The sequence below is a fragment of the Chryseobacterium sp. HNCC26DJ241 genome (assembly GCF_057180505.1).
In genome coordinates this window covers 1-26,032 of record NZ_JBXUGL010000026.1, presented here as the reverse complement: position 1 = coordinate 26,032, position 26,032 = coordinate 1, and the positions used below count along the sequence as shown (strand labels likewise).

Sequence of the window (26,032 nt, the reverse complement as noted above, 5' to 3'; positions counted from 1 at the left end):
AATAAGAAATCAAAAAATAAAGCAAAACTTCACAGAAAAAAGAAAAATTTTATTATCTCAAAACCAAATCAATGAAAACCACCCAACCATTCCAAAACTCACAAGCACTAATAAAATAAACCTCCGTACTTCTCCGTTGGTTTAAAACACTTCTGTTTATCTCTTCCGTAAAACTCTGGAAGTTACAAACTTGACCTCGAAAACGGAGGTATTAAAAATTTTGGAAAACCAATCTGTTAAATTTAATTGGATTTACCATATTTCAATATGAAATTTCAATTTTCTAAAAATGATAATAAATTGCTCATTTAATTTGAAAAAAAAATTATTTTTGCAAACAAAAAAAATATGAAACAAACTTTTACTTATTTTCTTACACTTTTTTCAACTTTCTTTTTCGCTCAAAATGATGGTATTTTAGATACAAGTTTTGGGACTTCGGGTTATCTTAAATATAATAGTGGAGCCTATGGAACATGCTTAGAACTAGACTCTAACCAAAACTTAATTGTCGGTACTTACAATTACAGTAAAGTATTTAAGTTTTACCGGTTTTCTCAAGCGGGTCAATTAGACACTAGTTTTGGAGTGAATGGAGTAGCTTCTATAACTCTTGGAGGTCAGGACGCACTTTTAAATGATGTGAAAATTCAGTCGGATAATAAGATAATAGCGGCAGGATATTGGAATGATGGTAGCAACAGATCAGATTTTATTATTATAAGATTAAATGCTGATGGTTCTTTAGATACCACTTTTAATAATACTGGAAAACTAACAGTTTCTTTTGCTACGGGAGAAGATGTTGCAGAGTCGATTGCGATACAGCCAGATGGTAAAATATTGGTGTCGGGTACTTCTTTTACAGGCTCCTACAATGATATTGCTGTAGTGAGAATTAATACAAATGGTACATTAGATACAACATTTAGTGGAGATGGTAAAGTTACAACGGATGTTTTAGGTAATAATGACTATGCAAAATCTATAGCTATTAGTAATAATGGTAAAATTGCTGTGGCGGGTTATAGTTATAGTTCAAATTCTGCAGACTTTGCCGTAGTTAAGTATAATACCGATGGTACATTAGACACAACATTTAGTGGAGATGGAAAACAAACTATTACATTAGGACCAAATAATGATAATGCCATTGGAGTTGCTTTTCAGAACGATAATAAAATAATTATTGGGGGCGCATATTTTAATTCATCGAATAGAGATGATTTTGCCATTGTAAGATTAAACGCAAATGGGACTTTAGATAATACCTTTAACGGAGATGGGATTTTTAGTGTTGGAATCGGAACTTCTGATGATACACCACAATCAATGAAATTGCAAAGCGATGGTAAAATATTATTGCTTGGAAGTGTTACGGCAGGTTCTTATCAAGATATAGGTTTAATAAGAGTTACTGCTTCTGGTTATTTGGATAATACTTTTGGTACAAACGGAATTGCAAGACAAGCTTATGCTAATGGTTGTATGATGTATGATATTGCATTAACAAGTAATGGTAAAATATATGTATGCGGTCATGAAGGTTTGGATGTACTAATGGCGCGTTTCAGTTTATCACCTACACTTTCAACTTTTGAAGATTTGTCTAAAAAACTTGAGTTCTATCCTAATCCAGTTACAGATGTTCTTAACTTTAATCAGAATATTCAAAAAGTAGAATTGTATTCAATAGATGGTAAGATTATCAGAACTGAAAATAATGTTAATAAATTAAATTTAAGTAATCTTCCCAAAGGTATTTATAACGTAAAAATGAATCTTAATGATCAAAAAGATGTGATTGTCAAAAAGATTATTAAGAAATAAGCATATAACAAAAATTAATATACTAAAACTCAGAAGCAATTTGCTTCTGATTTTTTTTGCAATAATTCCATTTTTAATGGAAAATGAAAACCTAAAATTTTAAAAAGACCTAAAACGAAAATTTTACAAAATTTATAGATCTTAAGATTATATCAAAAAAGTAAAATTAAGTATCATAATTTGATTATATTTGTATCAAATAATGATACTTATAAATATAATAAAATGATAGCAGAAATAGAAAAATATATCGAAATCCAAAATAATATAGATGAGATTTTGAAAAACTCTCCTTTCAAGATGTCTTATATTATTGAGAAATCTGGAATTAAGAAACCAACTTTTTTCAAAAAACTAAAAGAAAAAAGATTTACACCAGAAGAGCTTTTAGTAATTTCTAAAACAATCGAAATAAGAGAATGGAAAAATGAAACCAAAGAAGAAATTTTAGAATCTTTAAGACAAACCGAAGAAGATTTTAAAAACGGAAAAGGAATTCCTGGAGAAATTGTGTTGGAGAATATGAAAAAACGTATAGAAAACTATAAACTTAATGCGTTACGAAATATCTGAAAAAGCACAAAATGATCTTTTAAATATCGAAGCTTATCTTTTAGAAAAATGGAACATAGAAGTTTTGGTAGATTTCTTTGAAAAATTTCAGGATGCAATAAAGATTTTATTGGAAAAGAAAGCTATTTTTCAAAAATATGAGGATACACATTTTCATAAATTTCTTCTTACCAAACACAATTCCATTATTTATAGTTATATAGAAGATATTTTGTATATACATCGTATTCTCCAAAACTTTCAAGATCCCGATGAAAATTACAAATCTTTAAAAAAATAACACTCTTTTCCAACCTTCTCCAAAAAAAGCACATCTGGTATAAAAAAGAACTTATGAAAATTACCATCCCAAAACCTTGTCACGAAGATTGGAACAAGATGACTGCCGAAGAAAAAGGAAGATTTTGCGCCGTTTGTTCTAAAACCGTTAGAGATTTTACCCATTCTTCCGATGAGGAAATTATAGACACATTTGCTAAGGCTCCGGAAGAAAATATTTGTGGCAACTTTAATGAAACCCAACTCAACAGAAATTTGCAGTATTCTTATATCAATTCCCTTTTTGCAAAATTTGCGGTAGGTTTTGTACTCACAACAGGTGGAATTGTTTCTGTAAATGCACAACAACAATGTGACACCAAAAAAGATTCTAAAAAGGAAAATCAAATTAAGGGAAAAGTTGCTGCAAATTCTAATGGTTTAAAAGTAGATACCACAAAACAACATCAGATTATTCTTGGTGGAGTACAACCTTACAGAAATGTAGAAAAACCGTTATATGTATTAAATGGAAAAATCATTACCGAGGAAAAATTCAGAAAAATTGATCAAAATACAATAGATAAAATGGAAGTTTTGAAAGGAACTTCTGCAACAGCAATCTACGGCGAAAAAGGAAAGAACGGAGTACTATTGATTACTACCAAAAAGAAAGGAAAAAAATAAAAAATTCAAGTAATTAAAAAAATAATATAAAAGAACCGAAAAGAATATGTTATTTTTTATATTATTTAAAAAAAGTTATATATTTTCATTAATTTTTTATAACTAATAGTGTTTTAACTGTTTTTATTGTATTTTTAAAGGCTGTGTGGAATATTTTTCTTAAATTGCATAGAACTAATTACCACCACCATGAAACATAGTTTAACCATCTATGATGATCCTGTGTTTTATATACAAGGACTCTCAAATATTCTGTTGGATAATCAAATTTTTACTTCAGTATATCAATATAATTCTCATGATAGTTTTATTGAAAATTATAAAAAAAAACCTACTGATTATGTTATTCATGGTTCACATGAGCATAATGTCCATGATATTATTGATACCATTTTAGAAATATCAGATATTAATACTAAAGTAAAAGTTGTTGTTGTAGGAAATTATTTTGATCTGCATGATATTCGGAAACTTTTTGAAAAAGGAATTTATTGCTATTTAGATAAAGATACAAGTTTTGATGAATTTTTGGAAGCGATGAAATCTTTGAAATCCGGAGATATCTATATATGCAGTAGCGCCAAAGAAAGAATGATAGGATACATCAGTCATCAAGACCAACATCTTCAGCAAAATTCTGAATCTCTTACAAAAAGAGAACTGGAAGTAATGAAACTGATTTGTGAAGGATACAGCAGTAAAATGATTTCGGAAAAACTTTTTATCAGCATCAATACAGTGGAAACACACCGAAAAAAAATCCTGATGAAACTCAACGTAAAAAATTCCATTGGCATTGTAAAATATGCTGCTGAAAACAATATGCTGGAATAGTTTCCAGCATATTGTTTTTAAAATATTGTGTTTTTGGAATCACTCATAGTCCGGCATTTCGCCATTCTCAAAAAGATTAGCTCTGCTTGCATTTGTTGAAAGATTCAGGTTGATAACCATAATGTTTCTTTGTGAAATTCCATCATTAGAAGTATTAGTGAAAATAATTTGTGCATTATTTGGTGAAAATCTTGGATCAAGATCATTGGTTCCGTTTGGTTTTTCACTTTCAGTCGATACATCGCGAACAGTATCATCCGTAAGGTTATAAACAAAAATATGGGAATTCAATTGTCGGTAATTGCTGTCCTGATATCCGGAAACATCATGTGTATAGACTAGGTATTTATTATCCACAGAAAAATTGAGACCGCCTGATGCTCCTGTTACACCTGTCAGAATAGTTTTCAGGGTATTTCCTAAAAGATCAATAATGATAATTTTGGTATTATATCCGTTATAATCATTGGTTTTAAGGGCAATCATGCTTCCGTCGTAGCTCCAGTCACATTCTGAGATCAGACTTCCGTCTCCGGTTGTATAGAGCAATTCTTGTCCACTTCCATCTTTATTGATTTTGTAAAGTTTATCAAAATTTGGATAGATGAATTTTTCTCCGTTTGTACTCCAAGAATAATCCAATTCCAAATTATTGAAACCAGCCAATGGAATTCCCGTTACTTTAAAAACATTGGAACCATCAGGTTTAGCCGTAAAAATATGAGTATTACCACCTTCGGTTCGCAAGAAGGCGATCAGTCCCGCATTATTGTTTTTTCTCGGCCTCCAACTGTTGTATGAAGTATTGGTAAAATTGAAATGGTTGCCTCCTTCATCACTGGAAATGATAAAGAAATTTCCGTTTTCTTTTCTTACATAGTGGTAACGATTGTTAGGAACTGCATTCGTGGTAAATTTAAAAATTGGGCTGAAAACCTCATCATGAATTCCGTCATTTACAGAAACTTGCCAAAAATAGCTCACACCATAATTCAAATTTGTAAGTGTATAGGTTTTTTCTTCAAGATCATTTACTTCAAGAACATTCGTATTCAGATTATTTTTTACAATTAATCTGTATTTCAAAACATCCAAAGTATCAGGATCTGTGGCTTTCCACGAAAGCTGAACTGATAAAGGCTGATCGACTGCATTATCAATCGGACTGATAAGTTCCGGAATGCTTGGAGCGGTGTTTAGAGACTCATCATCTTCCATTTCGAAAACGATGCTTACGATCTGTCCGGAATTCTGAAGATTGGCTGCCTGAAAATTATTAAGATATCCCGAAAGTTCTGCTTTTACGGAATAATTTCCAACAGGAACATCGGTAATTTCAAAACTTCCGTCTGTACCGCTGAAAACAGTATTGGTAGTAGGTGCAGTGGTGATTTTTGCATTAGGAATCGGGCTATTCGTTCCTCTTCTTACTACTTTTCCTTTGATGGTTGCCGTCTGAACCTGATCTACAACCTCTTCTTTACACGAAAAAAACGCTAAAGAAAGCAGACTGATCAATAAAATTTTATATAGATTTTTCATGGTTATTAGTTGTATTAGTTATTTTTTTCCGAAATAAAAGTTGAACCCAAGACCGAATCTCATAATATTATCGTTTTGCTTACCACTGATCAGTCCGTCCAACTTGTCACGAAATCCAAAATCATATTGATAATAGGCTTTTACAGAAACACTTTTGCTAAAAAGATAATCCATACCTCCACCTAAATTGGCTTTATAAAAAGGTTTGTATTTTGAGAAAAGTACACCACCTCCTGCATACACAAAAGGAGTGAGCTTAAACTGAGGAAGAAACATATATTCCAGATTTAGTTCAGGGCCATAATAATTTCTTTCCACGATTCCTTTATTTTCAATTTTTACATTATTGAAACTTGGCTCAATGTTAAGATTTTTGGTGATCGAAAATTTAAGACCAAGTTTACTTCCAATATTATAAGCTGCATCTTTATAGTCCCCATTTATTTTTTGTGCTTCTGCATTTACAAAGACAGAAATGTTTTTCCGGATAGAATTTTCTACTTTATTTCCTAAAAGTCTTGTATTATTTTCCTTATTTTCAGCTTCATAATTATTAATGATCTTATTGTAGCTGGTATTGTTTGCATCAATGGCATTTCCCCATATTTTATCCTGAATTCCTTCAATAATTAAAGATTTTACGGCTTTTTCAATAGCTTCGGTTACCGCCAGTTGTACAGGTTCGTTCTGCGTAAATCCTACTTCGGATTCCATTAAACGTTCGGTATCAATATATTTAAATAAATTGCCGTTTATACTTGTCGAAAGAATGTTTTTGGAAGTATAAACGGTTTTCAGAATTTCGCCATTCAAAGTAGAGACAGCTCTTAAATATACGGTGATGCGATCTTGCCGATATTGTGTAGAGCCACCTATTCCGAAATACCGGGCTCCAATTCCGCCAGTCATTACATTGGTGTCATAAGAAATAATGCCGCCTTCCAACAAAATTCCGGCGTAGAGTAGTGGAGGTAGCATTTGTGCATTTTTGTCTGAATCTTTGGAATATTCTTGCCGAGTGGAACGGATTATTTGTCTTTCATTCAGAAGGTTTGCAATATTTTCCCTTTCGATAGGAATAAACCATTTGCTGTCTTCCAATGCTTTTATAAGGATGGTGGTGGTTCCTTGTGGAACAGCCGTACTCCAGTTGCTTCCCGTTTCTGAAGGTTTATATTGTCCTGTCTGATCCCGAAATTTGTAAACTCCCACTACTATTTTTTCTTTTGGTGGTGGAATTTCTTTTAATTCAGTTGTAAGATTGGTAACTTCTCCTAAAGTTGATTTTTGCCCATTTGCAGGAAGATTAAATAAAGTAGTACAGCTTTGGAGAAGGAAAAGCAGGAGCAGAGTAGTACCTGTTCTGGAATAGGTTAGAGTTCTCATGGCTTATAGTTTACGAATTATCGAGGAATAATTATTTGAGACTGTTCTCCAGTTTGTGTATCCAAAATATTGATGACCAAACCTTGCGAAGATTCTGTGATATCAAGAAATAAAGATCCGAACATATATTTTCCGGGAGAAATTGAGCCGCTGCCAAACTGATCCGAAAATAATTTATTGGAAAGCTGGTTCAGAAGCTGCCTGTTCAAACTTTGTGTAAAACTATCAAGAGAGTTGATGTCTTTTAATAAATTGCTAAAATTATTCTTTGCATCATCAAAAGGATTCTGAGCATTTGCTGAGCTTAAAAGCCACTGATAATTGAATGTATCTCCTCCAAATGCAGGATTTATTGGCTTATAAACCAATTGCTGAGCTTTGAAGCCAATACAGCTCATTAGAAGAAGGATAATAATTATAAAAGTTTTCATGGTTATCGTTTTTAGTATCTGAATTCGTTTTTGATCAAATTTTTTTTCGCATAATAATCGGAAAGCACTTTCATAGTAAAATTGGCCTGTTCTTTTAGAAAATCTTCATTGGGATTGGAAACAAAACTGTAAATTGTTTTGTCTTCTATTATTATAGAAATCTGGCTGCTTCTTCCGATAAGTGTGGGGAGTTCGTTTATGGTAATGGCATTTTCCGATTTTTCAGGCAGCTTAGAGTATTCCATATAGAAAATATCGTAAAAATCTTTTCCGATTTTTGTTTTGGTTTCATCTATGGTTAAGCCTTTTAGTTCGAAAATTTCATTTTCATTCACATTACTGATTTTATTTTCAAATTTTTTTGCATTTATTTCGAGGCTGTCTTTGGATAGTAGTTTTTGGGTCTGATCGTCTTTTATGTAAAGAAATACTTTTACGGCATCGTTTTTCTGGATATTGATGGTCATTTCCGAAAGTTTTTTGGTTTCATCAGGAGCAAGAGTGGCTTTTCCTGATTGTTTATTATTGGAAAGATTTCCGGAACCTCCTTTTTTTATGGAAACAAAAAGATAGCTGATTTCCTGATATGCCGAAGAATTGTTGGAGGCTGTAGCTTTAAGATTTAAATTACCTTCTATAAAACTACTTTCAATTTTGGATGATATTTTTTTGGTCTCTTCCTGTGCAGAAAAGGCTCCTGAAAACATCAATGTAAGAAATAATATGTAGCGGAGCGTTTTCATTTTTCATAAGGTTTAATAATTTCTCATAAATATGGTCATGTTATCACCTTTTACATTGATCTGAATTTTATCAGAAATGCTGTTGCTTCCCACAATATCAATAATGTTATTATTTCCTTCGGCTATGATGGTGGATTTTGATGGTCTTTTTTCAAATGAGTTATCAAAATTCAGAAAATTGTAATCCCCAATTTGCATAGCTGAAAGATCAGTTTTACCATTCAGATAGAGTTCTGCATAATTATTATTACCATATTGAAGAATATTTGAATCGGAATTTTTCTCAGAATCGGGAATAGAAATTGTTTGAGAAATAAGATTCAATGCATTATTGCTATTAATATTTTCAAATGAAATCTGCTGTGCAGAAAGTGATGAAATGCACATTAGCATCAATGATAAAAATATTTTAGCTAAAGTAGTCATGGTTAGTTTTATTAAAGTTAATCATATTTCGTGATTTGTTTATCACGGTATTCCGTTAGATTTTAAAATCACTGCTTTTCAGTATCAAATGAGTGAAACTCTTGTAAGGAATAAGTGAAATCACGGTATTCTTGTCTTTACAAACAAATTAGGAGAAACGCGGGGTTTCTCCTAGTTGTTATAAGTTAATGACTTGGAATTAATTACTTTGATAAGTAACCAAAGTGTTTCCATTACCAACTTGAGTTCCTAAATGGAAATGGCTGGTTCCACTTTGTTCAACATAAATGTAATTTGAATTTCCCCATTGTGTATCAATAGCAGTATTGTAATCACCAAACTGATATTGGAATAGGTAGTTGTCATTTCCAAATTGTAATCCGAAAGTTGTGTTATCATCACCAACTTGCCAAGAATCTGCATAGTTGTCAGAACCTACTTGTGTTTGAGATGCACTATTTCCATCACCGTCTTGTGTTTGCCAAATAAAGTTGTCAGTTCCAATTTGTAAAGCCATTGCATCATTATAGTTTCCAAATTGTTCTTGCCAAACAGTATTGTCTAATCCTATCTGCACAACACTACCTGTATTAAATGTTCCATCTTGTATTTGGTAAGAATAGTTTCCTGCTCCCCATTGTGTAGCAGTTTCATCATTGGAATCACCGTTTTGGATTTGGTCTATTTCATTATCAAATCCAAATTGAGTAGCTGAAGCACTATTAAGATCGCCAGTTTGTGATTGGTCTACATCATTTAATACGCCCATTTGTAGGGTAGTTGCAGTGTTCATATTTCCATACTGTTCAGTATTATTGAGGTTTGCAATCCCTACTTGATCAACGTCAATTGAGTTGGAATCACCTTGGCTTAATGCATAATTAGCATTGAAAACTCCATTTTGGTCTACAGTAGCATAGTTGGAATCACCATCTTGTGTTAGTACATTCAAGTTAGCAAGTCCGGTTTGGTTTACATACGCTTGGTTAAGGTTACCCATTTGTGTAGAAATGTCAACATTTGCTTGAGAAAATGCAAATCCGAAAGTCATAAGTGTAACAACACTTGTAAATAATTTTTTCATGATTAAAAAGTTTTTAATGGTTAGTGGTACAAATGTATAATGATATGTAACACAAAAAATCACCAATTATTAGTAATTTGAAAAAATCATTGTTTGCAGTTACTCCAATAGTGAATTAACCTTCACCCAAAATATTTAAAAGAAAAAAAACGGGTGATAAATACTTAATTAAGATCGTTATTTGCAATATCCTTCATCACCCATTCCATCTGAACATCTTTCTTTTCCAGTATCTGCGAAAGTGTTGGGATAATTTCCACATCGGGAATCACTCCTCTTTTTGTTTGGGTAAATTCAATATCAGGCTGAATCACCATTAAACCTATGGGAAGATCTATTCCGGAGTTTGGAAGTTTTTTTGTGGAATATCTACCTGCGACAGTTCCATCATTAGTTCCGCCTGTTTCTTCACCTACTAAGGTAGCACGCTTGTCTCCTTTCAATTTTGAAGAAATGATGGAAGATGCAGAAAAGCTACTCCCATTTATTAATACATAGATTTTTCCTTTGAAGGCTGTTTTTTTAGGTTTTCGGATGGTAAAAATATTATTGTTTTTTAAATATATTTTGTCATTTCTTTTCTTTGTAGAAAGTGCCGTCCCAATAAGATAGAAAGGATAGGAAACTACAGAAACAGGTTTCATAAGTCCGGGAAATTCACTGAAAAAATCTGCATGATACATGGAACTTCTATTGGTGACTTCAATATCGGTAATGAATTTGAAATTGTCCAATGCAAGATAAGAATACAGGTTATTAATCTCCGAGAGTGATCCTCCCAAATTATCCCTTACATCCAGAATCAAATATTTGCTATTATTTTTTTGAATTTTTGCAAAACTTCCTTTATAGAATTTGGAAGAATAGATTCCGGAAAATGTCTTGATTTTCATGTATGCAATGCTACTGTCTTTACCAAAAAACTGTAAATCACGATTATAAGATCGGATCACGGGATTATAGTCTTTATTTTTCCGACTATTATCTTTTTTGATTAAAGCAATTTTTTTCTTTTCCTCTTTCTTTTCATTTTTTGTTCTCTTTTCGCGGTGAATATAGAAATCTTTGATTTCTCCATTATAGCTCGTCTGGATTTTTACGCTATCTAAAATTCCGTGGTCTATGGTGAAAAATATAGGCCATCTTCTTGCCATAGAATATTTCTGGAAAGTAGTATTATACCCATCACTGTTTACAAATTTTTTATATTCTTCTATATATTTTTTTGCTGGGATATCTTTTATTTTAAGAATTTCTGTGCCTGTTTTTATCCCTTCAAATTTATCGGGATTGTCTTTTACAAAGATTCTGTCCTGCTCAATCACATAATTCATTCTTCCCAATAGACCTTTTTGATCTTTCAGTTTTTTGATTTCCTTTTTGGTCAAACGTTTTTCTGGCGGAACCAAACGAAGATGACCTTCTCGGATACTTGAAATTACAGGTGCTAATTTCAAATAAAATTCACCAGGTTTCAGTGGAGTAGTGATGGTGGTTTTCAGGCTGTCAAATTTATAATCCAACGTATCTTTGGAAATGTACCAGTAAAGTTTTGGGTGGAGTTTCTGTAGATTCTGGTAGGTAAAATCTATATCCTTTTTTAATTTTTCGGGAGCAATAGGAGTTTCTAATCTTGCATTGTATTCCTTTATGGAAACACAAGAACTCAATAAAATTAAAAGAGAAAAAAAAATGATATGTTTCAATATTTAAAATTTTATAGTTTAAGTTAAACCAGTTTTATGGATAATTATAAACAGGTTTTATAATACAGTAAAATTAAATTATTTTGCTGAAATTTTGTAACATTTTATTTATTCATATACTTACTCGGTAGAAAATTAAGAATGGCATCACTGGAAAAAGAATTTTTGGAACGAATGGAAAAACACAAAGGTGTGGTTTTCAAAATTTCCAGGATGTATATGGATAATCCGGATGATCAGAAGGATCTTTTTCAGGAAATCACCTATCAGGTTTGGAAATCGTATGAAAAATTTGAAGGGAAAAGTGAATTTTCGACATGGCTCTACAGAATTGCACTCAACACTGCTATTATCTTCCTAAAGTCTGAAAAAAAGAGAAGTGTTATTCAAAATGGGGAAGTTCAGAATTTCAAAATTAAAGATGAAGAATACAATTATGAAGACGAACAAAATCTGAAATTGATGTATGAAGCTATTCAAAAACTGAATCCTATTGATAAAGCGCTGATTTTCTATTATCTGGAAGATTTTTCCGGAAAAGAAATGGCAGAACAATTAGGAATTTCTGAGGTGAATGCCAGAGTGAAACTGAACAGAGCCAAAGAAAAGCTAAAAATATTGATAAATAAAATTTAAGCACCAAATTAAAATCATATGGAACTGGATAATTTAAAACAACTTTGGAATAAAGAGGAAATTTCCGAAACTCCGGAAATCTCATTGGAAAGGCAAAAAGAAATTCATTTGCCTTTGGAAAAAATAAGAAAAAATATGAGAATGGAATTTTGGTCTACAATGATTCTTTTAGCTTTTATACTGATCATGATATGGCTTTTTCAGATACCTTTTAGATGTAAACTTTATATTGAAATATTGGTTGCTTCAATGGTTTTTGTCACCTTATTCTTTTTCAGTAAGTTTTTTAAAATTTACAGAGAAATAAGCAATCCTATTTTGCAAACTTATGCTTCGCTCAAAGACTTGCTTCATGAACTCAATCTTAACAAGCAATACTATCTTTCCTTTTATGTAAGTTTTGCGCCATTCATAGTTTGTGAAATGATAATTTTAATAGAATCCATGTCGCACGTACGTCATTATACCAATACTTATTTGGCTTTGCTTTTAGTGTGTTCTGTTTTGTTCGGATTATTTGCATTGTATTTTTTGGGAAATTTATGGTTCAACTATTTTTACGGAAAGCATATCAAAAAAATCGAAAACCTTGTTACTGAATTTGAGAATTAGAAATGGGATTTAAGTAACTATTTCAAAGAATGTTACAAGAGTAATAGCAGTTTATGGCATATTAGTTGGCTTTACTTTTTCATTAATTTAAAAAATACTTATTATGAAAAAGTTCTTAAGTTTAACATTGTTTTTAGTTGTTTTTGCATTGGGATATTCTCAATCTGTATACTATAACGATTATAGAAAAAGCATCTCCGATCTTAATTGGCAGACTGTCTCTACTGATTTAATGCTTACCCCGGAACAAACCAATCAATTGAACGCTCTTAATGCGATGTATCCGGATTATAATGAATGGTATAAAGTGTATCATGGTAATCCGGGAAGATGGAAAACTGACCGATATGCTGAAATAGAAAGGATTTTAGGTAATGATAAGTATATGGAATTTAAAAATAAATACTATAAAGGTCAAAATCCGGTGGCAGTATACAACAGAAATAAAAATAATGATATGAAATACAAACACATGATGAAAAAAGACAAAATGCATAAGAAAAGTTACTAAAATTAATTTTTCAGCATTTTTGAATAGCTTAAAAATGATTGGTAAAGAAAACCAGTCATTTTTTTTACATTCAATGAGCCACAAAGTGGCGATTTAACAAAGGATAGGATGGAAATCCTATCAAGTATATAATTGTTTTATAACAAGAAAAGCTCCTTACATAAGGAGCTTTCTATGTATATTGATTCAAAAATTAGATTCCGTCAATAATAGAATTCAGAGTTTGGCTTGGTCTCATTGCTGCGTATGTTTTAGTTTCGTCAGCTTTGTAATATCCGTCAATATTTTGAGGTTTTCCTTGAGCTCCAATTAATTCTTCATTTATTTTTGCTTCATTTTGTTGCATGGCTTCAGCAACAGGCTTGAATTTTTCAGCAATTTCTGCATCTGCAGTTTGGTTTGCCAATGCTTCAGCCCAATACATCGCCAAATAAAAATGAGAACCTCTATTGTCGATTTGTCCTACTTTTCTTGCAGGAGATTTATCTGTTGCTAAAAATTTAGCGTTGGCTTCATCCAAAGCATCCGCTAAAACTTGAGATTTTGTATTATTTTGGGTTTGAGCCAAATGTTCCAAACTTGCCTGTAATGCTAAAAATTCACCCAAAGAATCCCATCTCAGATATCCTTCTTGTAAAAATTGTTCCACATGTTTTGGAGCAGAGCCTCCAGCTCCGGTTTCAAATAAACCACCACCATTCATCAACGGAACTATGGAAAGCATTTTTGCAGAAGTTCCCAATTCCAAGATAGGAAAGAGGTCTGTAAGATAATCTCTCAATACGTTTCCTGAAACAGAAATAGTATCTTTTCCTTCTCTTGCTCTTTTCAAAGTTTCTGCCATTGCATCTTTCACATCCATAATTCTGATGTCAAGACCATTTAAGTCATAATTTTGCAAATATTTTTCAACTTTTTTGATGATTTGCGCATCATGAGCTCTTCCTTTATCCAACCAAAAAATCGCTGGAGTGTTGGATAATTTTGCTCTGTTTACTGCCAATTTTACCCAATCCTGAATCGGTGCATCTTTGGTTTGACACATTCTGAAAATATCATCTTTCTGAACTTTTTGCTCTAAAAGAACATTTCCATCAGCGTCTTCTACTTTTATAGTTCCGTCTGCATCTGCCTGAAAAGTTTTATCGTGAGAACCGTATTCTTCAGCTTTTTGAGCCATTAATCCAACATTCGGAACAGATCCCATTGTTTTCGGGTCTAAAGCTCCGTTTTTCTTCATATCGTCAATTACGGCTTCATAAAATCCTGCATACGTTCTGTCAGGAATGATACAAACCGTATCTTCTTCTTTCCCGTCTTTATTCCACATTTTTCCGCCACCTCTTACCAAAGCAGCCATGGAAGCATCTACAATCACATCCGAAGAAACATGGAAATTGGTAATTCCGTTATCCGAATTTACCATCGCAATTCTTGGTCCGTTTTCGATGGCTTTTTCGATGTCTGCTTTTATTTCAGCCTCTTTCGGATTTCCTGCTATTTTTTCAAACAAAGTAGCCAATCCAAAATTCGGGTTAATGTCTAATTCGTTGAAAGTGTCTTTATATTTTTCAAAAACGTCTTTAAAATAAGTTTCCACAATTGCCCCAAAAATAATAGGATCAGAAACTTTCATCATGGTTGCTTTCAAGTGCGCAGAAAGCAAAACATCATTATTTTTTGCTTTCTCAATAGTATCCTGAACAAATGTTTTTAAAGAATTAAGGTTCATTACAGAACTATCAATCACTTCACCTGCTTTTAAAGGAGAAGCATCTTTTAAAACTTTGGAAGAACCATCATTTCCGTAGAATACAATTTTAAATTTTCCTTCATTTTCTACAGTGGTTGAAGTTTCCGTTCCGTAGAAATCTCCGGATTCCATGTGAGCAACCTCAGTTTTGCTGTCAGATTTCCATTCACCCATTCTGTGAGGATTGGCTTTTGCATAATTTTTAACGGCTTTTGGAGCACGTCTGTCAGAATTTCCTTCTCTTAATACAGGATTTACGGCACTACCCAAAACTTTGGCATATTTTGCTTTTACAGCTTTTTCTTCATCATTTTTAGGTTCGGCAGGATAATTAGGCACTGCAAAACCTTTAGATTGTAATTCCGCAATAGCTTCGTCCAACTGAGGAACGGAAGCAGAAATATTGGGAAGTTTAATAATATTGGCTTCAGGTTTTGTGGCTAATTCACCTAATTCTGCCAAAGCATCCGGCGTTTTTTGGTCATCTTTTAAATATTCTGGAAAATTGGCCAAAATTCTTCCTGCCAATGAAATATCCGGAACGGCAATCTCAATATCTGCAGATTTTGTAAATGCTTTTACGATAGGTAAAAACGAATGCGTTGCCAACATTGGAGCTTCATCCGTAAGTGTGTAGTAAATTTTAGATTTTTCTGACATTATAGTTTACGTTTTTAATTCAATTTTTTAAGACTGACAAATGTAATAAATATGATTGTTTTTTTTATAATTGAAATAAAAAAAGAGGCGATTGCCTCTTTGATATTTAATTTGTAATTCAAATATTATATTTGAGTAATAGTATAAGAACCTGTTGCATTGAAATTAATGTTAAATTCAATTTTAAAGTTTTTAGGAGTTGATGTTAGGTTTGGAAAACTAATTGCGGAACCATCTACGTCGAAAGCTCCATCATTTAGATTATCACCCAAATATTCAGGCTCTATGCCATTTGAAGCCAATTGAATATAAAAAGATCCACCATTGCTATTTGTAACTCCATACACATTTATTGTAAATTTTCCGGTTGTAGTGTTGTAAGATACATTGCTTGTAGGAGGGATTCCGTTTGTTGAGGTAAACTGAATTTTAGGAGCAAAATTTTCAAAAATAATACCAATAGTTGTTGTAGTATTATAACCTACATATATTTGATAAAATCCATTAGAAGTTACATTGTAGCTGCTTCCATTTGCAACAATATTTCCATTAGAATCAGATCCATAAGTTTGCGCCCCATTATCGGGTGAAGCTAAGAATTTTACTTGTGTGTTTGCCTGAAAATATTTATAACCAATCTTTGGATTTCCATTTCCTCTCATTAATTCTGATGAAGATGCACTAAAGTTGTTATATGAGCCATACATATACAAATTTGATGGTAAGTCATTACTTGATGAATTTGAAGATGTTGGCAAACTCAAAGTGCCTGAATCATTAACACTTAAATTATATTTTGTTCCATTTGGAGAAACCAAAGTAATACCTTGTCCAGCTCCTGTTACAACAGTTTTACTAACTTGGGAATAAGGCACACTCATCAACTGATTTACACCAACATTCGTGTAATTACTTCCACCGGCAGGATCCATTTCCACTTTTACAAATTTTGAATTGGTTCCCCAATTAATTCCGGAAAAAGTTCCGGTTACAGGTGTTCCTTGTCCGATATTCAGGTTTACTAAACCTTTGGAATTGGTGGTTTTAGTATGCGTTTCCGTATATAAAACAGTTCCGGTTGCAGAATTATCCAAAATGCTGATTCGTAAATTTACGTTTCCATTGGCAATTGGTGCTCCTGCGGAATTGAATGCAATAGTTTGATAACTAAATCCTTGCGGAACTTGTGAATATACTAAAGAGGCCAAAAATAAACTTAAAGCTAAGTAGAATTTTTTCATTTGGTTTTTATTTTTTTATAATTTTTATAGGTTGAATGTCTGAGTTTTTAAATTTTAATAGATAAATTCCTGATCGCAAGAATCTTAGATCCAGTTTTTCTTCCGAAATTTTCAATTGTGAAACCAATTTTCCTGAAAGATCATAAATCTCTACAGATTCTAATTTCGTTTTGGAGTTTAGTTTCAGGAAGACATAATCAGAAGTTGGATTTGGATAGATTTTTACGGATTCTTTTTCAGCTTCGTTGATGCCTAAAACCTGTAAAACAGTCTGATAAAGCATTCCCATTGTTCCGGAATTAGCTTTGTCGGCATCAGTAGGAATTACATAAATTTCTCCCACCGAATGAGCAAAATTAGCATTAGAAACAGCTCCTGAATTGATATTTCCTATAAGAGTTTGGGAAAATCCTAAAACGGGAAGTCCCAATAATAAAGGAAAAACTATTTTTTTCATAGTGTGATTTTTAAAGGAGGCAAAAATAAATAATTTTTTAAATGCTACAGGTATATTTTTATGATAAAACAAGTAAAAGAGTGTATAAAAGATTATTTTTTATATTTTTATTTCATGAAATATTTATTTAGAAACGATTATTCCGAAGGTTGTCATCCGAAGATTCTTGAAAATCTGCAAAAACATAATTTTACTCAGGAAGATGGATATGGAGAAGATCAGTTTTCTAAAAATGCTGAAAAACTGATTTTAGAGAAATGCAAATCTCCACAATCAAAAGTTTTTTTCGTTTTAGGAGGTACATTTGCCAACCTTGTTGTGATTTCAGGAATTTTAAAATCGTATGAAAGTGTGATCTCTGCCGATTCCGGTCATATCAATTCTAATGAAACGGGTGCAATAGAATATTCCGGCCATAAAATTCATAATATAAAATCTGAAGATGGAAAACTTTCTCCAGAGATTATTATGCCGGTTCTTGAGAGTCATACCAATTTTCCGCATCAGGTAAAACCAAAATTGGTCTACATTTCCAATTCAACTGAATTGGGAACAGTCTACACAAAAAAAGAATTGGAAAATCTTTCACAATTTTGTAAAGAAAATGATCTTTATCTTTTTATGGATGGAGCGCGATTAGGACACGCTTTGGCGGTAGAAAATTCGGATGTGAAATTAGAAGATATTGCAAGACTGACTGATCTTTTTTATATCGGCGGAACTAAAAATGGTGCCATGTTTGGGGAAGCTGTAGTTGTAAATCATCCCGGAATTTTGGAAGATATACGCTTTCACATGAAACAGAAAGGAGGACTACTGGCAAAAGGAAGATTTTTGGGGATTCAGTTTCAGACCCTTTTTGAAGATGATCTCTATTTTGATCTTGCCAGAAAAGCGAATGAACAATCCCAAAAACTTAAAAATTCTTTTAAGCAAAATGGTTTTGATTTTTTATCGGAAACGTATTCAAATCAAATTTTTCCTATCTTGAAGAATTCTGAAATTGAGATTTTGCAAAAAAACTTTGAGTTTTATGTTTGGAAAAAGATAGATAAAGAATTTTCTGCCATTCGTTTGGTTACATCATGGGCAACGGAAGATAGCGTTATTGATTTTTTTGTTTCTGAAATAGAAAAACTAAAAAGAGAATCAAAAAATTGATTCTCTTTTCCCTTCCGAAGAAAGTTTAAAATTAATTTTAGTTGGTTGCTTTTTTATCCTTGTCATTTCTACTTTTTGTCCCAAGTTTCATCTGCCCAAATTTTAGTTTTTTTCCATGCTATTTTTGCAGTATCTTGTGTATTCTCCCATTTATCGGAAACATTTTCCTTTACTTTTTCAAGCCATCCTTCTTGTGTTGGTTCTTCATTTTTCGCTTTTTGTTCTCTAATGTATTCTTTGGCTTTTTCAGCATATTCATTTACTTTCCACTGAGACTTGTTTACGGCATTCTTGGCTTTGTTATAATTTTGACTGTCCATAATAATTTGTTTATTTAATGAATTAATATATTTTGTAATATTCAATAATTCAGCCATTTAAAAAGTATGAGTGTTAAATAAATACTAATATGAAAATTATGTAAATTTGAACCATCAATTGTGAAACTTATTTGTTATGAGCGAAAAAATAAGATGCGGGTGGTGCGAAAAAGACGATCTTTACCGTAAATACCATGATGAAGAATGGGGAAAACCTGTGTATGATGATGAAACGATTTTTGAATTTTTAATTCTGGAGAGTTTTCAGGCAGGTCTTAGCTGGTATACTATTTTGAGTAAAAGGGAAAATTTTCGTAAGGCTTTTGATAAATTTAATTACAAAAAAATTGCAAAATATTCTGATGAAAAAGTAGAAGAGCTGATGCAAGACTCCGGAATTATCCGCAACCGACTGAAAATTCTGGCTACCATCACCAATGCACAAAAATTTATGGAGGTACAAAAAGAATTTGGTAGTTTTTCTAAATATATCTGGAATTTTGTAGGTGGAAAGCCAGTTGAAAACAATTTTAAAACCTTGAAAGATGTACCTGCTACAACAGAAGTATCGGATGCATTGGCTAAAGATTTAAAGAAAAAAGGCTTCAAATTTTTAGGTTCTACAGTAGTTTACGCTCATATGCAGGCAACCGGAATGGTGAATGATCATATCTTGGATTGCCATGCAAGAAATTAATTCGCTACAGAATTCTGAAAAATAGCAAGGTTGATATGACGTTTTAGGTGGAGTTTTACTTTATATTTGTTTTTCTTTTTTTCTTCAGATTATCATAGATATGATGAATCAGCCCATCGGCAACCGAAATTTTTGGAACATAAATTTTTCCGATATTTCCCCAAGATAAAACATTCGTGAAAATAGTGAGCGCCGGAACCAAAACATCTGCCCGATCCTCTCGAAGATTATACCGAACCATTCTTTCTTCTACGGAAAGATTACTTGTTTCTTTTAAAAATTTTTTCAGATAATTGTTGGATATAGGTTTTCCGTCTTTCACTTTACTCATCGAAAAAAGTTTATTGATATTGCCTCCGGAACCAATAGCTACGATTGGTTTTTTGCTGGTGATTTTACTTTTGATTTCCTCTTTCATTTCTTTCCAATGTTCATCTGTAACGAGGTTATTAAGTAAACGGATCGTTCCAATATTGAAAGAGTGTTCATATTTCATTTTTCCGTTTTCATAAAAAGTAAGCTCTGTAGAACCACCACCAACATCTATATATAAATAACCAAAATTTTTGTCAAGTCCTTCTGCAACGTGATTTTCGTATACCAAAGTAGCTTCTTCATCTCCAGAAATAATTTCAATATCTATTTCTGAAGTTTTTTTCACCTGTTTTATAATCTCGCTGCCATTTTTTGCATCACGCATTGCACTTGTAGCACAAGCCCGATAATGTTCTACTTTATAAATTTTCATCAGATCGCTGAAAATTTTCATGGAATCTATTACCATTTTTTCCCTTTCTTTACCAATTTCTCCCTTTGTGAAAACATCCATTCCTAAACGTAAAGGAATTCTCAGGAGATTCAGTTTTATAAATTCGGGTTTTTGTTTTGGGGATTCTTTTACTTCATTTATCAGCAGTCTGGCTGCATTACTTCCTATATCTATTGCTGCAATTATCATTTTTTAGTTACGATTTTTAAATTAAGGTGGATATAAAAATTAAATTTAAAAACATTTTTTCAGATCAATGGAAACTATTTGCTTTTTTGTTTAAGATAGCGGTAGATTTCGATCTGTGAGCGGAACTCCTTTTCTTTATTTTTTACATATTTGTTTTTCAGTTGCTTATCAAGAATTCTGGCTTTTACATTATCCTTCCATTGGATATTTATAATGTCTTTTAGTTCTTTTTTCAGGTTTTTCTGGGTAATTTTTACAGCAGTTTCTATTCTATAATCCATGTTTCGTGTCATCCAGTCGGCAGAAGAGATGTATATATCCTCATTTCCTTTATTAAAGAAATATATTACTCTTGCATGTTCAAGATATTCATCCACGATAGATATAGCTTCTATTTCTTTTTTGAAATCTTTTTGGTTTACAGCGCAGTAGATTCCTCGTACAATCAGTTTTATGGTTACGCCAGCTTTGGCTGCTTCATAGATTTTGGTGATAAGTTCGCGATCGCTGAAGGAATTTACTTTAATCATCATTTCAGCTTTTCTTCCTGCTTTTGCTTCTTCTATTTCCCGATCAATATGATGCATGATTTTTTCCCGCATAAATTGTGGACAGACCATTAAACTTTTACACGTTTTCAGAACGGATAAAGGATCTTCTTTTGGTTTATTCAGTGCTTTAAAAATTTTGTTGATATCGGCCATTATTCCTCTGTCGGCTGTCATCAGGAGATGATCTCCGTATACTTTAGCCGTTTTTTCATTAAAATTTCCGGTGCTTACAAAACCATATTGCAAAGTTTTATTGTTTTGGCGTTTTTTGATGACGCAAAGTTTAGCATGTACTTTTTTATTTGGAATTCCTACTAAAACTTTTACTCCTTCTTCTTCCAGACGTTCTTTCCATTTCAGGTTTGCCTCTTCATCAAATCTTGCACGAAGCTCCATCATTACCGTAACTTCTTTTCCGTTTCTGGCAGCATTGATAAGAGCATTAATTATTTTGGAATTGCTTGCTAAACGATAAGCGGTAATCTGTATGGATTTTACATCCGGATCCATCGCACTTTCCCGCAACAAATCAATAACAGGTCGATACTCGTGATAGGGAAAAGTAAGAAGGATATCTTCTTTTAGAATTGTTTCAGTAATTCTGTGGTCATTTGGAAATTTCGGATGGTTGAAAGAGGTTCTTTCTTCCGGTTTTGCATATTCTTTAAATACATCAGGAAAATCCATAAAATGTTTGAAATTATGAATCTTTCCACCGGGAATAATACTATCTTTTTTAGAGAGGCTTAATTTTTTAATGAGAAATTCCAGAAGAGCCTTGTCCATATCTTTGTCAAAAACAAATCGTGTTGGTTTTCCTTTTCTACGGCTTTTGATTCCTTTTTCGATTTTTTCTGCCAGATTGGTACGGATGTCATTATCCAGATCAAATTCTGCATCTTTTGTTACCTTGAATGCATGAGCTTCAAATTCGTCATATCCAAAAAAGGCAAAAATTTCTGGAAGCATAAAGGTAATTACATCTTCCAAAAGCATTACGTTTTTTTCGTCTTTTTCGGAAGGAAGCATTACAAATCTTCCCACAAATCTTGATGGGACTTCTATAATCGCAAAATTACTTTGGTACAGCCATTCTTTTTTACGCATTGCAATCCCAAGATAGAGACTCTTATCTCGCATGTAGGGCATTGGTTTATTTTCATGAAGAAGAATTGGGATGATATTGGATTCTACGACTTCATCAAAAAAATTTTTTACAAATTCTTTTTGCTTAGAGGTAAGGTTTTTGGCTGTTTTAATGAATACTTTATGTTCTGCCATTTCCTCCTGAATTTTTTTCCAGGTTTTATTGAAATCTTCCTGTTGCTTGATTACGATATTGGTAATACGGGCAAGAATTTTGGAAGGTGGCTGATAAAAAGAATCTGAAAGTATCTTTTGTTTAAAATCCATTGCACGTTTAAGACCGGCTACACGAACACGAAAAAATTCGTCAAGATTATTGGAGAAAATTCCTAAAAAACGGATTCTCAGAGGCAAAGGTACTGTCTCGTCCATTGCTTCCTGCATTACACGTTCATTGAAGGCGAGCCAAGTAATATCTCTGGGATTAAATTCTTGTGACATTAAAGAAGTTTTTGCTCAAAAATAGATAAAAATCCTTTATTATAATGGTTTTGTTATAATATTGATCTATTTCAGGATAATTTTATCATATTAATTTTATCAAAGGTTATTTTTTGAATTAATTTCAATAAAATTGTATCCTAATAAAAAAGTATATAAATTTGCATTAATAAAAAATAAAAAAAATACATCATGAAAAAAGTTTTATTACTTTTATCCAGTGCATTATTTCTAAATGTTTATAGTCAAAGAAATTGTGCAACAAATGAGAAAATGGCGGAGTTTTTTGCAACTCATCCAGAGGCAAAAGCAAATAGAGCGGCTTTAAAAGATTTTTTGGTACATAATGATTACAAGAAAACAAAAAAAGCTGTAGTTACTATTCCTGTTGTAGTTCATGTATTATATTCAAATGCAACCATGAATATTTCTGATGCTCAAATTATGTCTCAATTGACGGTCTTAAATAATGATTTCAGAAAATTGAATTCGGATTTTAATACAGCTGTTCCTGCAGTTTTTAAACCTTCCGCAGCCGATCTTGAACTGGCTTTTTGTTTAGCTACTAAAAAACCAGATGGATCTGCCACTACTGGTATTGAAAGAAAATCTGTAGCTTCGGGTTTTAATTTTGATAATAATTATTATAAATCTTCCGGATTACTTGCTTGGGATCCTACAAAATATTTAAATATATGGGTAGGAAATATAAGCGCCGGTTATCTTGGATGGGCATATCTTCCTGATGCTGCCGGACAAGCTTTTGATGGACTTGCTATTGGATATAAATATTTTGGAACAACAGGAACAGTGGTCTCACCTTATAATTTAGGTAGAACTGCTACCCACGAAATAGGTCATTATTTTGGATTAGAACATATTTGGGGATCTATAAATGGAGATACTGACACATGTGGAAGTGCAACTAATGATGATTTTTGTGCAGACACACCCAATACTTATGCTGCTTATTATGGAGCACCATCATTTCCGGATAATACCTATATGTGTACTCCAACAGCAAACGGAGCTATGTTTATGAATTATATGGATTATGTAAATGACAATAAAATGGCAATGTTTACCAATGATCAAAAAACAATAGCACAAAATACCATGGTTGGCCCAAGAGCAAGTTTGTTAAATTCTAATGGCTGTGCAACGCTAAGTGTAACTGATGTCGAAAAATATGATGCTGTTAATGTATTTCCAAATCCTACAACTCAATACATCTCTATTGCTTCTCCATTGATGAAAGTTACTGAATTGGAAATATTTAGTTCAGAAGGAAGATTAGTAAAAAAAGCAAATATCAATAATGAAACGGATAAAGTGGATGTTAAAGATTTGACGGCAGGTATTTACTATATAAGAACTTATAATAAAGACGGTTTTGTGAAATCATTGAAACTTGTTAAAAAATAATAATAGCTCTGCTATTTTAAAATGCCCCTAAAAATATACTTTTTAGGGGCATTTTTATGAATGATAAATTCAAATAGAATTTTTTAATCAATAATCTGCAAAATTGAATTTCCAGATTACTAAAATTATTTTAAGAATTTGATTTGCTGTTTTTTAGCTCCATTGTTGATTTCCAATACATAAAAACCTTTACTTAGATTATTGAGATATTGTCCAATGTTTAAGGATTTTAATCCTGCCGCTTCAATATTCAATTCTTTTATCGACTGCCCAAAATTATTGTAAATCTTAATATTGATCGTGTTTTTAAGATTTTGATTGGTGATTAATCGAGTAGATTCATTTACAGGATTGTCGGATAATTTGAAATCATTGTTTTCAATATCTGCATCATTATTTTTCAGTATTTGCTTTTCGGAAATTACAAATCCGTTAATCAAATCACGTTTGTATTCGTTTTTGATTTCTCCTGATATTTTTAGGGAATAAATTCCTTCCGGAAGAGAATTGACATCAGCAATGAAATTTTGACCATTTTTATTAAACTGAATAGCAAATTCTTGTTTATTGATAGATTCTCCTTTCAAACCACCAATAAGATATGCTTTTGCGGAAATCTGAATTTGTCCTAATTTGTCAGATGAAGTTTTAGGGAAATTTACTTGTAATATATTGTTTGCTACATTTTTGTATTCCATTGGTTCATCCATTCCATCATTTACAAATGCAAGATAATTATTAGAAGTTTCCATTTTCAGCTTTTGTACAGAATTGGAAATGTTATCAAATTTCTGAATCGCTTTATTTTCTTTATCTGTAATGATTTCTTTAATATTTTTAGAATTTTCAGAATCTACAATATTCACTTTATCATTTTTCTTTTCCGTAATAAGTTGGATTTCATATTGATGGGATTTTGGAGAAATCAAAGCATACGTATATTCATTAGAATTTAGAATTTGATAATTACTGGAAACTTTATATTCGAATGTTCTCTCGGAATCATTATTTAAAGAATTTTCATTCATTTTGCCATAAGTTCCGCCAAGAATTGGTTTTACAATACTGTTCCAAACATTATCAGAATTGGTAATATCACTATGATTGAGATAAGTTCGGTCATCAGAAGAAGAAAAAACTTGTTTTCCTCCAGGTCTGGTTGAACTGTAAAATGGGGTAACACCATCATTTTTTCCTCCACCTGCTGCATAAATAATTCCGCCTGCCGGAATCATAAGGTAAGAAGAAGCTCCAAAAAGTCTGGAATATCCCCAACCTCCCACATTAAAGAATTTTTTTGGAAGATTATTGGATTTAGTGTCAAAATATGGTCTAAAATAACCATCACAATAATAGGTAGTAGAATAAGCTGCACCAGTTCCTAAACCTACAAGATTTACAATCCAGCTAATTGCGGGATTGCTTGCTACATCGGCAATTTGAGTTCCTCGGAAAGGCGTGGAAAGTGTAATAACTTTATCTACAGAACTTGTCTTATTATATTCGAACATGGCTACTTCAGATGCTTTTCCGCCATTGCTATGGGCAACAATAGTTACTGTAGAAGTTCCTAAATAATTTTTTATCTGGTTGATCGCTTGTGAAAGAATTTCACCATTTACCCAATCGCCTTCACCTTTCGTTGCAGATACAAAGGCTGTTTTGTAACCGGCTTTGTATGTTTCCAGATACATATCGTTATCCAAAAGAAAAACACTGGAAGATGAAATAAATCCATGCATGAAAAGCAATGTTTTTCCGTTAAAGTTTGGAGGAGTTTTTCCATAAATGATCGTCCTTGGATTTTCGCTGTAATTGTAGATGGAAGATGAAATTCCGGGAGCAGGAAGCTGATATGATGGCAAATTTTGCGCAAAATAACAAATTGCCGAAGCAAATGCTACAGATGATAAAAGTTTTCTCATAGTTTATTTTAAAATAATTATTAGTAAAGTAATACTAA

General features: G+C 32.2%; 25 protein-coding genes. 11 read left to right on the top strand and 14 right to left on the bottom strand.

Annotated elements, in window-relative coordinates:
- Positions 1-348 precede the first annotated feature (348 nt).
- From AC2A1C_RS12005 to AC2A1C_RS11985, 5 genes are all read left to right on the top strand, one after another.
- Positions 349-1,830, top strand: a complete 1,482-nt coding sequence (locus AC2A1C_RS12005) for a T9SS type A sorting domain-containing protein (RefSeq protein WP_484025960.1) — start codon at positions 349-351, stop codon at positions 1,828-1,830.
- 225 nt (positions 1,831-2,055) lie between these two features.
- Positions 2,056-2,403 carry a hypothetical protein gene (locus tag AC2A1C_RS12000; protein ID WP_484025959.1) on the top strand — a complete coding sequence of 116 codons (348 nt, stop codon included), beginning with the start codon at positions 2,056-2,058 and terminating at the stop codon, positions 2,401-2,403.
- A complete protein-coding gene (locus AC2A1C_RS11995; RefSeq protein WP_484025958.1) occupies positions 2,384-2,683 on the top strand; it encodes a type II toxin-antitoxin system RelE/ParE family toxin in 300 nt (99 codons plus the stop codon). Before AC2A1C_RS12000 ends, AC2A1C_RS11995 begins: the two co-directional genes overlap by 20 nt.
- Positions 2,684-2,736: 53 nt before the next feature.
- Positions 2,737-3,348: a hypothetical protein gene (locus tag AC2A1C_RS11990; protein WP_484025957.1), complete on the top strand. Its 612-nt coding sequence runs from the start codon at positions 2,737-2,739 to the stop codon at positions 3,346-3,348.
- 189 nt (positions 3,349-3,537) lie between these two features.
- Positions 3,538-4,182 (top strand): response regulator transcription factor, encoded by a 645-nt coding sequence (locus AC2A1C_RS11985; protein ID WP_484025956.1) that lies wholly within the window; start codon positions 3,538-3,540, stop codon positions 4,180-4,182.
- 39 nt (positions 4,183-4,221) lie between these two features.
- Here the strand turns inward: AC2A1C_RS11985 and AC2A1C_RS11980 are convergent, their stop codons facing one another.
- The 7 genes from AC2A1C_RS11980 to AC2A1C_RS11950 form a co-directional block, all read right to left on the bottom strand.
- The gene (locus AC2A1C_RS11980) at positions 4,222-5,724 is read right to left on the bottom strand and encodes a carboxypeptidase regulatory-like domain-containing protein (protein WP_484025955.1); all 1,503 of its coding nucleotides are present in this window, start codon (positions 5,722-5,724) and stop codon (positions 4,222-4,224) included.
- Positions 5,725-5,742: 18 nt separating this feature from the next.
- Positions 5,743-7,110: a CsgG/HfaB family protein gene (locus AC2A1C_RS11975; protein ID WP_484025954.1), complete on the bottom strand. Its 1,368-nt coding sequence runs from the start codon at positions 7,108-7,110 to the stop codon at positions 5,743-5,745.
- A gap of 17 nt (positions 7,111-7,127) precedes the next feature.
- Positions 7,128-7,541: a curli production assembly/transport component CsgF gene (locus tag AC2A1C_RS11970; RefSeq protein ID WP_484025953.1), complete on the bottom strand. Its 414-nt coding sequence runs from the start codon at positions 7,539-7,541 to the stop codon at positions 7,128-7,130.
- 11 nt (positions 7,542-7,552) lie between these two features.
- Positions 7,553-8,284, bottom strand: coding sequence for a CsgE family curli-type amyloid fiber assembly protein (locus tag AC2A1C_RS11965; RefSeq protein ID WP_484025952.1), 732 nt, complete (start codon positions 8,282-8,284; stop codon positions 7,553-7,555).
- A 12-nt stretch (positions 8,285-8,296) separates the two neighbouring features.
- A complete protein-coding gene (locus AC2A1C_RS11960) occupies positions 8,297-8,710 on the bottom strand; it encodes a hypothetical protein (RefSeq protein WP_484025951.1) in 414 nt (137 codons plus the stop codon).
- 199 nt (positions 8,711-8,909) lie between these two features.
- The gene (locus AC2A1C_RS11955) at positions 8,910-9,794 is read right to left on the bottom strand and encodes a hypothetical protein (RefSeq protein ID WP_484025950.1); all 885 of its coding nucleotides are present in this window, start codon (positions 9,792-9,794) and stop codon (positions 8,910-8,912) included.
- A 164-nt stretch (positions 9,795-9,958) separates the two neighbouring features.
- A complete protein-coding gene (locus AC2A1C_RS11950) occupies positions 9,959-11,500 on the bottom strand; it encodes a S41 family peptidase (RefSeq protein ID WP_484025949.1) in 1,542 nt (513 codons plus the stop codon).
- Between the two features lie 141 nt (positions 11,501-11,641).
- Here AC2A1C_RS11950 and AC2A1C_RS11945 point away from each other — a divergent pair, with 141 nt between their 5' ends.
- The 3 genes from AC2A1C_RS11945 (at position 11,642) to AC2A1C_RS11935 (ending at position 13,259) form a co-directional block, all read left to right on the top strand.
- The gene (locus tag AC2A1C_RS11945) at positions 11,642-12,136 is read left to right on the top strand and encodes an RNA polymerase sigma factor (protein WP_484025948.1); all 495 of its coding nucleotides are present in this window, start codon (positions 11,642-11,644) and stop codon (positions 12,134-12,136) included.
- Positions 12,137-12,154: 18 nt separating this feature from the next.
- Positions 12,155-12,748: a hypothetical protein gene (locus AC2A1C_RS11940; RefSeq protein ID WP_484025947.1), complete on the top strand. Its 594-nt coding sequence runs from the start codon at positions 12,155-12,157 to the stop codon at positions 12,746-12,748.
- A gap of 103 nt (positions 12,749-12,851) precedes the next feature.
- Positions 12,852-13,259, top strand: coding sequence for a hypothetical protein (locus tag AC2A1C_RS11935; protein WP_484025946.1), 408 nt, complete (start codon positions 12,852-12,854; stop codon positions 13,257-13,259).
- Between the two features lie 193 nt (positions 13,260-13,452).
- Here AC2A1C_RS11935 and AC2A1C_RS11930 read toward each other — a convergent pair whose 3' ends face one another.
- The 3 genes from AC2A1C_RS11930 to AC2A1C_RS11920 form a co-directional block, all read right to left on the bottom strand.
- Positions 13,453-15,672, bottom strand: coding sequence for an NADP-dependent isocitrate dehydrogenase (locus AC2A1C_RS11930; RefSeq protein ID WP_484025945.1), 2,220 nt, complete (start codon positions 15,670-15,672; stop codon positions 13,453-13,455).
- Positions 15,673-15,797: 125 nt separating this feature from the next.
- A complete protein-coding gene (locus AC2A1C_RS11925; protein WP_484025944.1) occupies positions 15,798-16,913 on the bottom strand; it encodes a cadherin repeat domain-containing protein in 1,116 nt (371 codons plus the stop codon).
- Between the two features lie 7 nt (positions 16,914-16,920).
- Positions 16,921-17,370 (bottom strand): T9SS type A sorting domain-containing protein, encoded by a 450-nt coding sequence (locus tag AC2A1C_RS11920; RefSeq protein ID WP_484025943.1) that lies wholly within the window; start codon positions 17,368-17,370, stop codon positions 16,921-16,923.
- Positions 17,371-17,484: 114 nt separating this feature from the next.
- Between AC2A1C_RS11920 and AC2A1C_RS11915 the strand changes: the two genes are divergently transcribed.
- A complete protein-coding gene (locus tag AC2A1C_RS11915) occupies positions 17,485-18,531 on the top strand; it encodes a threonine aldolase family protein (protein WP_484025942.1) in 1,047 nt (348 codons plus the stop codon).
- A gap of 68 nt (positions 18,532-18,599) precedes the next feature.
- On the opposite strand, the gene AC2A1C_RS11910 is transcribed toward AC2A1C_RS11915, so the two are convergent.
- Positions 18,600-18,908, bottom strand: coding sequence for a hypothetical protein (locus AC2A1C_RS11910; RefSeq protein WP_484025941.1), 309 nt, complete (start codon positions 18,906-18,908; stop codon positions 18,600-18,602).
- A gap of 79 nt (positions 18,909-18,987) precedes the next feature.
- Here AC2A1C_RS11910 and AC2A1C_RS11905 point away from each other — a divergent pair, with 79 nt between their 5' ends.
- Entirely contained in the window at positions 18,988-19,548 is a 561-nt protein-coding gene (locus tag AC2A1C_RS11905) for a DNA-3-methyladenine glycosylase I (protein WP_484025940.1), read from the top strand.
- Between the two features lie 55 nt (positions 19,549-19,603).
- Here AC2A1C_RS11905 and AC2A1C_RS11900 read toward each other — a convergent pair whose 3' ends face one another.
- Together AC2A1C_RS11900 and ppk1 are read right to left on the bottom strand one after the other, a co-directional pair.
- Complete coding sequence (locus tag AC2A1C_RS11900; RefSeq protein WP_484025939.1) at positions 19,604-20,506, bottom strand: Ppx/GppA phosphatase family protein; 903 nt, start codon at positions 20,504-20,506, stop codon at positions 19,604-19,606.
- 74 nt (positions 20,507-20,580) lie between these two features.
- On the bottom strand, positions 20,581-22,644 hold the full coding sequence (gene ppk1 / locus AC2A1C_RS11895) for a polyphosphate kinase 1 (protein WP_484025938.1): 2,064 nt from the start codon (positions 22,642-22,644) through the stop codon (positions 20,581-20,583).
- 192 nt (positions 22,645-22,836) lie between these two features.
- Here ppk1 and AC2A1C_RS11890 point away from each other — a divergent pair, with 192 nt between their 5' ends.
- Positions 22,837-24,069 (top strand): zinc-dependent metalloprotease, encoded by a 1,233-nt coding sequence (locus AC2A1C_RS11890; RefSeq protein WP_484025937.1) that lies wholly within the window; start codon positions 22,837-22,839, stop codon positions 24,067-24,069.
- A 125-nt stretch (positions 24,070-24,194) separates the two neighbouring features.
- On the opposite strand, the gene AC2A1C_RS11885 is transcribed toward AC2A1C_RS11890, so the two are convergent.
- Complete coding sequence (locus AC2A1C_RS11885) at positions 24,195-25,994, bottom strand: T9SS type A sorting domain-containing protein (RefSeq protein ID WP_484025936.1); 1,800 nt, start codon at positions 25,992-25,994, stop codon at positions 24,195-24,197.
- Positions 25,995-26,032 lie beyond the last annotated feature (38 nt).